This window comes from Micromonospora sp. NPDC048839, assembly GCF_040649915.1.
Classification (GTDB): Bacteria; Actinomycetota; Actinomycetes; order Mycobacteriales; family Micromonosporaceae; genus Micromonospora.
The window spans coordinates 1-13,117 of record NZ_JBEZGL010000012.1; the positions used below are offsets into that span (position 1 = coordinate 1).

The following is a 13,117-nucleotide window of genomic DNA, read 5'->3' on the forward strand; positions in this document are numbered from 1 at the left end:
GTTGTTCGATCTCCGTTGTCGATTGACGTTGATCGGCCGGGTGGTCCAGGACGTGGATCGAGTGCAGCGAGCGCCCGGGGTCGGGGCCGAGTCGCCGGCTGCCAATGTCGCGCGGTGCGGCCCGAGGGTGGTGCGGCCGGAGGGTGGTGCGGCCGGAGGGTGGTGCGGCCCGAGGGTGGTGCGGCCGACGTCGACGCTCGGCCGACGGTAGTGCGGCCCGACGGCGGCCGTCGGCTGGTCGCGAGGGCTTGATCGACTCGGATTTCTTGAAGTCGGCCGGTCTCCCTCCCCGGGACCCCCCGATTTCAAGGAACGCGAGTGGATCAACCCCGCTCGGCTCGGCCCCGCCCCGCCCGGCCCGGCCCGGCTCGGCTCGGCCCGGCCCGGCCCGGCCCGGCCCGGCCCGGCCCGGCCCGGCCCGGCCCGGCCCGGCTCGGCCCCGCCCGGCTCGGCCCGGCTCGGCCCCGCCCGGCTCGGCCGGTGGGCTCGCGGCCGTTCCAGGCCGCGCCCAAAGGTTGAATGTTATCGATAACACCGGCCCCTCGCGCGGCCCCGGGGTGAGCCCAAAGCCCCCGGGGAGCGCTCGCTCATGAGTCATCGTGATGCCGGCAGCGATGCCAGAGGTCCGACCATGGGAGCACGGCGGCTCGGTGATGTTATCGCCAACATCATCAGACGCCGGTGCTCGGGCGGGCGTCTGGCGGTGCGGTGGTGCGGTCCCCGTCGCCCGGCCCGTCGAGGGGCTTACGGTCGATGGCGGTCCGTGCGACGGGCCTCGTCCCGGCTGCCCGATCGGTGGAGGGTGCGTGCGACGGCCCCCGGCCCCGGCTGCCCGATCGGTGGCCGACACCGGATTCGCGTGCTTTGTGGCGGTCCGCCAGCGACGCGCCCGAGTCGACTCGGCTTCCGCGTTCCGTTACGGAGCTGTTGCGCCTAGATGTCTTGACGAGGCTGGATGTGAGCGTTAACACTATCCCCGTTAACGGTGGAGGTGAACATGAACCGTGTGGACGGAGCTGACGACCGCTACGTCGTCGGTGTCGACTTCGGCACCCTGTCCGGGCGAGCTCTGGTGGTCCGTGTCGGCGATGGTGCCGAGTTGGGGACCGCGGTGCACGAGTACGGCGACGGCGTGATCAGCACGGCGCTTCCGGGAGGCCGAGCGCTGCCTCCGGACTGGGCTCTGCAGAACCCGGACGACTACCGCGACGTGCTGCGCCACGCCGTTCCGGCAGCGGTGTCCGCCGCGGGGGTGGACCCCGCCGCGGTGGTTGGCATCGGCATCGACTTCACCGCCTGCACGGTGCTGCCGACGCTCGCCGACGGCACCCCGCTGTGCGAGACGGCCGAGTTGCGCGACCGGCCGCACGCCTGGGTCAAGCTGTGGAAGCACCACGCCGCCCAGCCGCACGCCGACCGGATCAACGCGCTGGCGCACGAGCGGACCGAGCCGTGGATCGGCCGCTACGGCGGCAAGATCTCCGCCGAGTGGCAGTACGCCAAGGGTCTGCAGATCCTCGAGGAGGACCCCGAGGTCTACGACCGGGCCGAGCGTTTCGTCGAGGCGGCCGACTGGATCGTCTGGCAGCTCTGCGGCACCGAGACCCGCAACGTCTGCACCGCGGGCTACAAGGGCATCCTCCAGGACGGTCACTACCCGTCCGAGGGCTTCCTGACCGCGCTCAACCCCGACTTCGGCGACTTCGTGACAAAGCTCGACGGTCCGTTGCTGCCGCTCGGTGCCCGGGCCGGCGCGCTCACCGCTCAGGCCGCCGCGTGGACCGGCCTACCGGAGGGGATCGCGGTGGCCGTCGGCAACGTCGACGCGCACGTCACCGCGGCATCCGCGCAGGCCGTGGAGCCCGGCCGTCTCGTCGCCATCATGGGCACCTCGACCTGCCACGTCGTCAACGGCGCGCAGGTCGCCGAGGTGGCCGGGATGTGCGGTGTGGTGGACGGCGGCATCAGCCCCGGCGCGTGGGGTTACGAGGCCGGGCAGAGCGGTGTCGGCGACATCTTCGGCTGGTTCGTCAAGCACGCCGCCCCGGCCGGCATCGACTCGCACGAACAGCTCACCGAGCTGGCCGCCAGCCAACCGGTCGGTGCGCACGGGCTCATCGCGCTGGACTGGTGGAACGGCAACCGCTCGCTGCTGGTCAACCACGACCTCAGCGGGATGATCGTCGGAATGACCCTGGCCACCCGGCCGCAGGACATCTACCGGGCGCTGCTGGAGTCCACCGCCTTCGGCACGCGGATGATCATCGAGGCGTTCGTCGACGCCGGTGTGGCCGTGAACGACCTGGTGATCGCCGGTGGCCTCACCAACAACGCGCTGCTGATGCAGATCTACGCCGACGTCACGCGGCGACCGCTGAACATCATCGCGTCCGCGCAGGGGCCGGCGCTCGGGTCGGCGATCCATGCCGCCGTCGCCGCCGGTGAGTTCCCGTCGATCCACGAGGCGTCGCAGGCGATGGGCCGGGTGCACGAGGCGGTCTACCGACCGGACCCGGACCGGGCGCGCGCCTACGACGCCCTGTACGCCGAGTACCGAGCGTTGCACGACCACTTCGGTCGCGGCGGCAACGACGTCATGCTCCGCCTGCGGGCGATCCGCAACGCGGCGGCCGAGACCGCCACGGCGACCCAGGAGGCCGCGCTGGAGGTCGTCGCGTGACAGCGGCCGGCGAACTGGACGTCCACGGTCGCCAACCAGTCCCACCGGCGGGTTCCTGACCCTCTGCGGCCACACCCGACCCGCCGGTCTGCACCACCCCGAAGTAGCAGCACGCAACACCCGCGTACGCCGCTCCTTGCACATCGGCGGTTGGCGCGGTTCCCCACCACACCGAGCCAAGGAGATTCGATGCGCAAGATGCGAATGCACTCCGCTCCGTGGCGCGCTGCCACGGTCCTCGCCAGTGTGCTGCTCGTCGGCAGCATGGCGGCCTGCGGCAACAGCGACACCGGCGGCGGCGACACCAAGGACGACGGCAAGATCACGATGGGCTTCTCGCAGGTCGGTGCGGAGAGCGGCTGGCGTACCGCGAACACCACCTCGATCAAGGAGTCCGCCGCCGCGGAGGGCATCGAGCTGAAGTTCGATGACGCGCAGCAGAAGCAGGAAAACCAGATCAAGGCGATCCGCAACTACATCCAGCAGAAGGTCGACGTGATCGCCTTCTCGCCGGTGGTGGAGTCCGGTTGGGACACCGTGCTCAAGGAGGCCAAGGACGCCAAGATCCCGGTCATCCTGACCGACCGCTCGGTGGACTCGGCCGACAAGTCGCTGTACAAGTCGTTCCTCGGCTCGGACTTCGTCAAGGAGGGCAAGCTCGCCGGTGAGTGGCTGGTCGAGCAGAAGAAGACCGCCACCGGTCCGGTGAACATCGTCGAGCTGCAGGGCAACACCGGTGCGGCGCCGGCGAACGACCGTAAGAAGGGCTTCGGCGAGGCGATCGCCGCCAACCCGAACCTGAAGATCATCGCCTCCCAGCCGGGTGACTTCACCCGCGCCGGTGGCAAGCAGGTCATGGAGCAGTTCCTCAAGGCCAACAAGCAGATCGACGTGCTGTTCGCGCACAACGACGACATGGGCCTGGGTGCGCTCGAGGCGATCACCGCCGCCGGCAAGGTGCCGGGCAAGGACATCACCATCATCACGGTCGACGCCGTCAAGGATGGTATGCAGGCCCTCGCCGACGGCAAGTTCAACTTCATCGCGGAGTGCAGCCCGCTGCTCGGCCCGCAGCTGATGGACCTGGCCAAGAAGGTCCACGCGGGCGAAGAGGTCCCGGCTCGGATCGAGACCCAGGAGACCACCTTCACCCAGGCGCAGGCCAAGGAGGCTCTGCCCACCCGCAAGTACTGATCGACGTCGGGGGGCCGCCGCGCTCGCGTGGCGGCCCCGCCTCGTTCCCCCATAAATCCGAACGGACCGGGCATGACCCGCGATGACCCGCGCCACGCCCGCCCGAGCCCCCCGCAGGGGCGGCCGGGCGTGCGCGGTGGGAGCGCAGCGGCCCTTCCGCGTCGACAACCCCCAGAAGAGGTCTGATGGGATGACGGATAGCCGTCCGGTCCTGACGATGACCGGGATCAGCAAGTCCTTTCCCGGGGTGCGCGCACTCCACGACGTCAACTTCCGGCTTTTTCCCGGCGAGGTGCACGCCCTGATGGGCGAGAACGGCGCCGGCAAGTCGACCCTCATCAAGGTGCTGACCGGCGTCTACGACACCGACGCGGGCACGATTACCCTGGACGGCGAGCCGGTGTCCTTCACCGGGCCGATGCAGGCGACCGCCCACGGCGTCAGCACCGTGTTCCAGGAGGTCAACCTCTGCACCAACCTGTCGGTGGCGGAGAACATCTTCATCGGCCGTGAGCCCCGGCTCCTCGGCGCCGTCCGCTGGGGCGAGGTTCGCCGCCGCGCCCGAGCCCTGCTCACCCGCCTCGACCTCGACCTCGACGTCAGCGCGCCGCTCGGCTCGTACTCGCTGGCGATCCAGCAGATGGTCGCCATCGCCCGCGCCATCGACATCAAGGCCCGGGTGCTGATCCTGGACGAGCCGACGTCCAGCCTCGACGCAGGCGAGGTCGCCCAGTTGTTCCGCATCATGCGGCAACTACGCGACGAGGGCATCGCGATTCTGTTCGTGACCCACTTCCTCGACCAGGTCTACGACATCGCGGACCGCATCACCGTGCTGCGCAACGGTGGGCTCGTCGGCGAGTACCTGACCACCGAGCTGCCCCAGCTCTCCCTGGTGGAGAAGATGATCGGCAAGGAACTCGACGTCCTCGAGGGCATCGAGGAGCACTCCCGACGGGACCTCGCCGCGGTGGAGAAGGGCACCCCGCTGGTGGCGGTGTCGGACTTCGGCCGGGCGGGGGCGGTCGAGCCGTTCAGCCTCACCATCCACGCCGGCGAGGTGGTGGGCCTGGCCGGCCTGCTGGGCTCGGGGCGTACCGAGGTCGCGCGGTTGTTGTTCGGCGCGGACCGGACCGACGGCGGTCAGGTCGCGGTCGACGGCACGACGAGTAGCCTGCGGACCCCCGCGCAGGCCATCGACCATGGCGTCGGCTTCTGTTCGGAGAACCGCCGCGCCGAGGGCATCGTCGCCGACCTGTCGGTCCGGGAGAACATCATCCTCGCCATGCAGGCGGCCCGCGGCTGGCTGCGGCCCATCCCGCGCCGTCGCCAGGACGAGCTGGTCGACAAGTACATCAAGGCACTCAACATCCGGCCCGCGGACCCGGAGGTTCCGGTCCGCAACCTCTCCGGCGGCAACCAGCAGAAGGTGCTCCTGGCCCGGTGGCTGATCACCGAGCCGCGGCTGTTGATCCTCGACGAGCCGACCCGGGGCATCGACATCGGTGCGAAGACCGAGATCCAGAAGCTGGTGACGCAGCTGTCCGACGGAGGCATGGCGGTGCTGTTCATCTCTGCCGAGTTGGAGGAGGTGCTGCGCCTCAGCCACAAGGTGGCCGTCATGCGGGACCGCCAGATGGTCGCGCAGCTCGCCAACGACGACAGCCTGAACGCCGACCGCATCATGCAGACCATCGCGAGTGGGTCCCACCGCGAGGAGGCAGACCGATGAGCGACACCGTGAGCCGCTACCGGACGATCACCGGTCACCGGCTGTTCTGGCCCGCGGCCGTGCTGGTCGCCATGCTCGCCGCGAACACGATCTACCGGCCCGGGTTCCTGTCCATCGAGCTCAAGGACGGGCACCTGTACGGCTCGCCGATCGACATCCTGCGGTTGAGCGCGCCGTTGATCCTCGTCGCGCTGGGCATGACCCTGGTCATCTCGACCGGCGGCATCGACCTGTCGGTCGGCTCGATCTGCGCGATCAGCGGCGCGATGGCCTGCATGTACATCAGCAAGCAGCCCGACCAGAACAGCCTCACCGTGGTGCTGATCGCCCTCGCGATGGCGTTGGGGCTCGCGCTCGTGCTGGGCGTCTGGAACGGGGTGCTGGTGGCCGTGATCGGGATCCAACCGATCATCGCCACCCTGATCCTGATGGTGGCCGGCCGGGGTCTCGCCCAGCTGATCACCCAGGGGCAGATCATCACCATCAACTCCGGGCCGTTCCGGGCGATCGGGCTGGGTCACCTGCTGACCCTGCCGTTGGCCATCTTCATCGCCCTCGCCGCGGCACTGCTCGTCGCCGCGTTCACCCGCCGCACCGCACTCGGCATGATCATCGAGTCGGTGGGCGGCAACGCGGAGGCGAGCCGACTCGCCGGCATCCGCTCCGGCCGGGTCATCTTCCTCGCGTACGTCGTCAGCGCCGTCTGCGCGGCGGTCGCCGGCTTCATGATGACGGCCAACGTCTCCAGCGCCGACGGCAACGCCGTCGGCCTCTGGGTGGAGTTGGACGCCATCCTCGCGGTCGTCATCGGTGGCACGTCCCTCGCCGGCGGCCGATACTTCCTGAGCGGCACCATCCTCGGCGCGCTGATCATCCAGACCCTGACCACCTCGGTGTACGCCATGAACATCTCGCCGCAGACCTCGCTGCTGTTCAAGGCGGTCGTCGTCATCGCCGTCTGCCTCATCCAGGCGCCGGCCTTCCGGGCCCGGTTCGCCCGCCGCAGGCGCAGCGTTCCGCCGTCCGCCCCCATCGCCGACAAGCCGAAGGAGCAGGTGCCGGCATGACCACTGGAACGCTTACCGCCGGTCGTACCCGGTTCCGGCTGCCGAGGAAGCAGATACCGGTCCTGGCGACGCTCGCCCTGCTACTGGTGATGTACGCCATCGGGGTGTCGCAGTACACGGCGTTCTCCAACGTGCAGGTCATCTTCAACGTCTTCATCGACAACGGCTTCCTGCTCGTCGTCGCGGTCGGCATGACCTTCGTGATCCTCACCGGCGGCATCGACCTGTCGGTCGGGTCGGTCGTCGCCATGACGGCGATGGTGTCGGCCGCGCTGCTGCAGGACGGCATGCCGGCGGCACTGGTGCTCGTCATCGCCCTGCTCATCGGCCCGACGCTCGGTCTGCTGATGGGTTGCGCCATCCACTTCTTCGAGATCCAGCCGTTCATCGTCACACTCGCCGGGATGTTCTTCGCCCGGGGCATGTGCACGTTCATCTCCGGCTCGTCCATCCCGATCACCGACGGGATCTGGACCTCGATGTCGCAGGAGCGGATCGGTAACCCGCAGGGCAACTTCGTGTCGATCAGCGTGCTGATCGCCTTCGTCGTGGTCGCCGTCGCCGCGTACGTGCTGGCCTACACCCGGCTGGGCCGCAACGTGCACGCCATCGGCGGCAACCCCCAGTCGGCCCTGCTGATGGGCCTGCCGGTGGGGCGGACCCGGATCGCCGTGTACACGATCAGTGGCCTGTGCTCCGCGATCGGTGGGATCCTGTTGTCCTTCTACACCCTCTCCGGTGCGCCACTGATCGCCGTCGGCATGGAGCTGGACGTCATCGCCGCCGTCGTCATCGGCGGCACGGTGCTCACCGGGGGCGCGGGTTACGTCTTCGGAACGGTGCTGGGCGTGCTGGTCCTGGGCGTGATCCAGACCCTTATCACCTTCGATGGGAGCCTCAACTCCTGGTGGACCAAGATCGTGATCGGCGGTCTGCTCTTCGCGTTCATCCTCCTCCAGCGCCTCATCGGAATCCGTTACAAGTGACAGTTCCTCTCGCGGAAGGCAACCCCATGGCACCACAAACCCAACCCGAGATCTGGTTCCTCACCGGCAGCCAAGGCATGTACGGCGAGGAGACGCTCCGGCAGGTCGCCGAGCAGTCCCGCCAGATCGCGGCCGCGCTCGACGACTCGCCGCAGATTCCCGCCCGGGTGGTCTGGAAGCCCGTCCTGACCAACAGTGGTGAGATCCTGCAGGTCTGCCGGGACGCCGCCGCCCAGGGTGCCGTCGGGGTCATCGCCTGGATGCACACCTTCTCTCCGGCGAAGATGTGGATCTCCGGTCTGGACGCGTTGCAGACGCCGCTGCTGCACCTGCACACCCAGGCCAACGTGCTGCTGCCCTGGAACGACATCGACATGGACTTCATGAACCTGAACCAGGCCGCCCACGGCGACCGGGAGTTCGGGTACATCCAGACCCGTCTCGGTGTGGCCCGTAAGACGGTGGCCGGGCACGTCAGCGACCCGCGGGTCACCGCTCGGGTCGGGGCGTGGGCACGTGCGGCGCTCGGTTGGTCGGCGATGCGGTCGCTGCGCCTGGCCCGCTTCGGTGACAACATGCGCGACGTCGCGGTGACCGAGGGCGACAAGGTCGAGGCGGAGCTGCGGTTCGGGGTCTCGGTCAACACCTACGGCGTGAACGACCTGGTCGAGGTGGTCGGTGAGGTCACCGACGCGCAGGTGGACGACCTGGTCAAGGAGTACCAGGACACCTACCGCATCGGCAGCGACCTGCTGCCCGGCGGCGACCGGCACGACTCGTTGCGGTACGCGGCCCGCCTGGAGCTGGGCATGCGCACGTTCCTGGACGCGGGCGGGTTCCGGGCCTTCACCACGAACTTCGAGGACCTCGGGGGCCTGCGTCAGCTGCCGGGCATCGCCGTGCAGCGGCTGATGGCCGACGGCTACGGCTTCGGTGGCGAGGGCGACTGGAAGACGTCGGTCCTGGTGCACACGCTCAAGGCGATGTCGGTGGGCGTGGACGGCGGCACGTCGTTCATGGAGGACTACACCTACGACCTCACCCCGGGCGAGGAGTTGGTGCTCGGCGCCCACATGCTGGAGGTCTGTCCGACCATCGCCTCCGACGTACCCAACGTGGAGATCCACCCCCTGAGCATCGGCGGTCGGGAGGACCCGGTCCGGCTGGTGTTCGACGCCGCGCCCGGCCCGGCGGTGGTGCTCGGGCTCGCCGACATGGGCGAGCGGTTCCGGCTGGTGGCCAACGAGATCGACGTGGTGACGCCGCCGCAGCCGTTGCGTCGACTGCCGGTGGCCCGTGCCGTCTGGCGTCCGCGGCCCGACCTGCCCGTTTCGGCCGAGTCGTGGATCACCGCCGGGGCGCCGCACCACACCGTGCTGTCGCAGGCGGTGGGCGTGGAGGAGTTGCACGACCTGGCCGAGATGAGCCGTACCGAACTCGTCGTCATCGACGCGGACACCGAGCCCCGCCGCTTCGCCGACGAGATCCGCTGGAACCAGGCCTACTACCGGTTGGCCCGCGGCTTCTGACCGGCGCGGCCCGGCCGCGTCCATGACGGGTGGTCCATCCCGGCCTGCGGGCCGGAGGTGGGCCACCCGTTCGCGTCTGCGCCAGCAGGGCCACGAGGCGATTGTGTTACGCCTTGACTAACAGCATGTTATCGCTCACAGTCTATAGCCAAGATGGTCGATGTCGTTGGCTGGTCCGGCCGCGCGCGCGTCCTACCCCCGCGGTTTCGGCACCTCGTCACCGCGACGGTCGGGCAACCGGTGTTAGCGATCACATGGCCGGGCGTGGTCAGCTCGGTGCCCCGCCCGGTGCCGCGGACGCCGACCCAGACCGCACGGTTCGCGTCAGCAGAGGAGGATCATGCTTTCCATCGGTCGGGTTCCCCGGGGTGCACCACGGCGAGGGTGGCTCACGAGACTCGCCGTCGCCGCGATGGTGCTGGTGGTCGGTGGCGCGGCTGCGGCCGTCGCCTCGTCGCCCGCGTCAGCGGCCACGGTCGACACCAGCGCGTGGTACGTGTTGGTGAACCGCAACAGTGGCAAGGCAGTGGACGTGTACAACCTGGCCACGAACGACGGCGCGCGGATCACCCAGTGGACGCGCAACAACGGCAACCAGCAGCAGTGGCAGTTCGTCGACTCCGGCGGTGGCTACTACCGGCTCAAGTCGAGGTTGTCGGGCAAGGTGCTGGACGTCTCCGGCCGCTCGACCGCCGACGGCGGGGCGATCGTGCAGTGGTCTGACAACAACGGCACCAACCAGCAGTTCCGGTTGGCCGACTCGGACAGCGGTTACGTCCGGCTGATCAACCGCAACAGCAACAAGGCGATGGAGGTGCAGGGCGCCTCGACCGCCGACGGCGGCAACATCGTGCAGTACGCCGACTGGAACGGCACCAACCAGCAGTGGCAGCTCGTCCGCGTCGACGGCGGGACCGACCCCACGACGCCACCGCCCACCACCACGCCGCCCCCGTCGAACGGCACGTACACGAACCCGGTGGTCTGGCAGGACTTCGCCGACGTCGACATCATCCGGGTGGACAACGCCTACTACATGTCGGCGTCCACCATGCACTACTCGCCGGGCGCCCCGGTGCTGCGCTCGTACGACCTGGTGAACTGGGAGTTCGCCGGTCACTCGGTGCCCAAGCTCGACTTCGGCTCGAAGTACGACATGAGTGGCGGCAGTAACGCGTACGTCGACGGGATCTGGGCGTCGACCCTGAACTACCGGCCGAGCAACAAGACGTACTACTGGGCCGGGTGCATCGACTTCGCGCAGACCCACATCTACACCGCGTCCGCCGTCGACAGCACGTGGAGCAAGCACACCACCATCCCCAACTGCTACTACGACGCCGGCCTGCTGTTCGACGACAACGACACCCCGTACGTCGCCTACGGCAACGGCACCATCAGCGTCGCCCAGCTTTCCGCCGACGGGAAGTCCCAGGTCCGGGCCCAGCAGGTGTACCAGACGCCGTCGAGCATCGGGACGCTCGAGGGCGCCCGCTTCTACAAGCGCAACGGCGCCTACTACATCTGGCTCACCCGCCCGGCCAACGGCCAGTACGTGCTGAAGTCGACGAACGGCCCGTTCGGCCCGTACGAGCAGCGGCAGGTGCTGCTCAACCTGCCCGGCCCGATCTCCGGTGGCGGCGTGCCGCACCAGGGCGGACTGGTGCAGACCCAGAACGGCGACTGGTACTACATGTCCTTCGTCGACGCGTACCCCGGTGGTCGGATGCCGGCCTTGGCCCCGATCACCTGGACCGGCGACGGCTGGCCGGTGCTGCAGACGGTCAACGGCACGTGGGGCACCACGTACCCGAAGCCGAACCTGCCGGCGCCGCCGCGAGCGGTCAAGCCGCTCACCGGCACCGACACGTTCGCCGGCACCACCCTCGGCCCGCAGTGGGAGTGGAACCACAACCCCGACACCAGCAAGTGGTCGGTGAACAACGGGCTGAACCTGCAGACCGCCACCGTCACCGGCGACCTGTACAAGGCGCGCAACACGCTGACCCACCGGATCCAGGGCCCCACCTCGACCGCCACCATCGAGTTGGACTACTCCACGATGCGCGACGGAGACCGCACCGGCCTGGCGGTGCTGCGCAACTCGTCGGCCTGGATCGGGGTCCGGCGGGACAACGGGTCCACCCGTCTGGTCATGCAGAACGGGCTCACGATGGACGGCAGTTGGAACACCACGAGCACCGGCAGTGAGGTGGCGAGCACCGCCGTCTCCGGTGGCCGGATCTGGTTGCGGGCCAACGCCGACATCAGACCCGGGTCCGGCCGCCAGGCCCGCTTCTCGTACAGCACGGACGGGGTCAACTTCACCTCGTTCGGCAACACCCTGACGTTGGCGAACAACTGGCAGTTCTTCATGGGCTACCGGTTCGCCATCTTCAACCACGCGACGTCGGCGCTCGGCGGCGCGGTCACGGTCCGCAGCTTCAACCTGTCGACGCCGTGACACCGGTCACACAACGATCGGTTTGACCGGTGGCGTCGACGAGCGCCGGCCCAGTCGGCACACGGAGTCGGCGCCACCAGGTCATGTTCCAGTCGGCCCTGCTCCACGCTCTCTCCAGGAGCGTGGAGCAGGCTGGCGTGCCACCGCAGCCCGTAACCGCGAGCCGGATGCCCGCGTACGGCGGGTGGGAAATGCCTTGTGCGGCTTTCGATGCGTAGCACATCCGGGCACAGCCGTCCCGTATTCGAAGCGGATGCTGGCGTAGACTGACGGCGATTCAGCGCTGGTCACCTGGGATTCAGCACCGGCGTGGTGGCTGAGCGAGGGGGATCGGGCCGGGCCGCTCCAGTCGACGTCGACGGGCCGCGGGCCGGAGACGTAGCGGGGAGAGTGAAATGGCCGTCCACGGTCCCGCGATGACAGATGTCGCTCGTCTGGCCGGTGTCTCCCATCAGACGGTGTCGCGGGTGCTCAACGGGCACCCCAACGTTCGTGAGCAGACCCGGCTTCGGGTGCGGGCGGCGATCGCCGAACTCGGCTATCGCCCCAACGGCGCCGCTCGTGCCCTGGTGACCGGCCGATCCCAGGTCATCGGGGTGGTCGCACAGAACACGACGCTCTACGGTCCGGCCTCGATGTTGGCCGCGTTGGAGCAGACCGCCGCCGAAGAGGGTTTCGCGGTGAGTGTCGGCAGCGTGCGAAACCTGGACCACCGCTCAATTTCGGCAGCCGTCGAGCGACACCTGTCGCACCGGGTTGCCGGCATCGTGGTCATCGCGCCGGTGGAGTCGGCGGGTGAGGCGCTGGAACACCTGCCGCAGGATGTCCCGCTGGTCACGGTCGACGGCGACCCGAGCCGCCCGGTCCCGTTGGTGACGGTCGACCAGGTGGCGGGCGCCCGGGCGGCGACCCAGCATCTGCTCGACGCGGGGCACCGCACCGTCTGGCACGTCTCCGGGCCGTTCGACTGGTTCGACAGTGTCGGCCGGATCGACGGTTGGCGGGAGGCGCTGCTGGCAGCCGGGGTGGACCCGCCGCCGCTGATGCCGGGGGACTGGTCCGCCGCATCGGGTTACCGGTGCGGGCAGATGTTGGCGAGGATGCCGGAGGTCACGGCGGTCTTCACCTCGAACGACCATCTCGCGCTGGGCGTGCTGCGGGCGTTGCACGAGTTCGGCAGGCGGGTGCCGCACGACATCAGCGTGGTCGGCTTCGACGACGTGCCGGAGGCGGCGTACTTCATTCCGCCGCTGACCACCGTCCGCCCCGACTTCGACGCGGTGGCGCGGGCGAGCCTGCAGATGCTGCTGGCCCAGATCGAAACGGGCACCGGCGGGGCGATGCGGCAGACCATCGCCCCGGCCCTGGTCGCCCGCGAGAGCGTCGCCCCACCGCGGAGTTGAGTCGGTCCCAGCCGGAGGCTGTTGGGCGGGGTGACCGGAGGTTGTCGGCGTTCGCAGCACGT

General features: G+C 69.2%; 9 protein-coding genes. All 9 read left to right on the forward strand.

The features are described 5' to 3' along the window. The first annotated feature begins 318 nt into the window (after window positions 1–318). The 9 genes from AB0C25_RS22405 (at window position 319) to AB0C25_RS22445 (ending at window position 13,055) form a co-directional block, all read left to right on the forward strand. Window positions 319–519, forward strand: a complete 201-nt coding sequence (locus AB0C25_RS22405; RefSeq protein WP_357376024.1) for a hypothetical protein — start codon at window positions 319–321, stop codon at window positions 517–519. Window positions 520–997: 478 nt separating this feature from the next. Beyond that, entirely contained in the window at window positions 998–2,680 is a 1,683-nt protein-coding gene (araB, locus tag AB0C25_RS22410; RefSeq protein ID WP_357376026.1) for a ribulokinase, read from the forward strand. 189 nt (window positions 2,681–2,869) lie between these two features. Continuing rightward, a complete protein-coding gene (locus AB0C25_RS22415; RefSeq protein ID WP_357376028.1) occupies window positions 2,870–3,874 on the forward strand; it encodes an ABC transporter substrate-binding protein in 1,005 nt (334 codons plus the stop codon). Window positions 3,875–4,064: 190 nt separating this feature from the next. Beyond that, the gene (locus AB0C25_RS22420) at window positions 4,065–5,606 is read left to right on the forward strand and encodes a sugar ABC transporter ATP-binding protein (RefSeq protein ID WP_357376030.1); all 1,542 of its coding nucleotides are present in this window, start codon (window positions 4,065–4,067) and stop codon (window positions 5,604–5,606) included. Next, entirely contained in the window at window positions 5,603–6,673 is a 1,071-nt protein-coding gene (locus AB0C25_RS22425) for an ABC transporter permease (RefSeq protein WP_357376032.1), read from the forward strand. Before AB0C25_RS22420 ends, AB0C25_RS22425 begins: the two co-directional genes overlap by 4 nt. After that, the gene (gene yjfF / locus AB0C25_RS22430) at window positions 6,670–7,659 is read left to right on the forward strand and encodes a galactofuranose ABC transporter, permease protein YjfF (protein ID WP_357376034.1); all 990 of its coding nucleotides are present in this window, start codon (window positions 6,670–6,672) and stop codon (window positions 7,657–7,659) included. Before AB0C25_RS22425 ends, yjfF begins: the two co-directional genes overlap by 4 nt. Before the next feature lie 26 nt (window positions 7,660–7,685). Then, window positions 7,686–9,188 (forward strand): L-arabinose isomerase, encoded by a 1,503-nt coding sequence (gene araA, locus AB0C25_RS22435; RefSeq protein WP_357376036.1) that lies wholly within the window; start codon window positions 7,686–7,688, stop codon window positions 9,186–9,188. A gap of 340 nt (window positions 9,189–9,528) precedes the next feature. Next, the gene (locus tag AB0C25_RS22440) at window positions 9,529–11,652 is read left to right on the forward strand and encodes a family 43 glycosylhydrolase (RefSeq protein WP_357376038.1); all 2,124 of its coding nucleotides are present in this window, start codon (window positions 9,529–9,531) and stop codon (window positions 11,650–11,652) included. A gap of 416 nt (window positions 11,653–12,068) precedes the next feature. Further along, window positions 12,069–13,055, forward strand: a complete 987-nt coding sequence (locus tag AB0C25_RS22445) for a LacI family DNA-binding transcriptional regulator (protein WP_357246122.1) — start codon at window positions 12,069–12,071, stop codon at window positions 13,053–13,055. The last annotated feature ends 62 nt before the right edge of the window (window positions 13,056–13,117 follow it).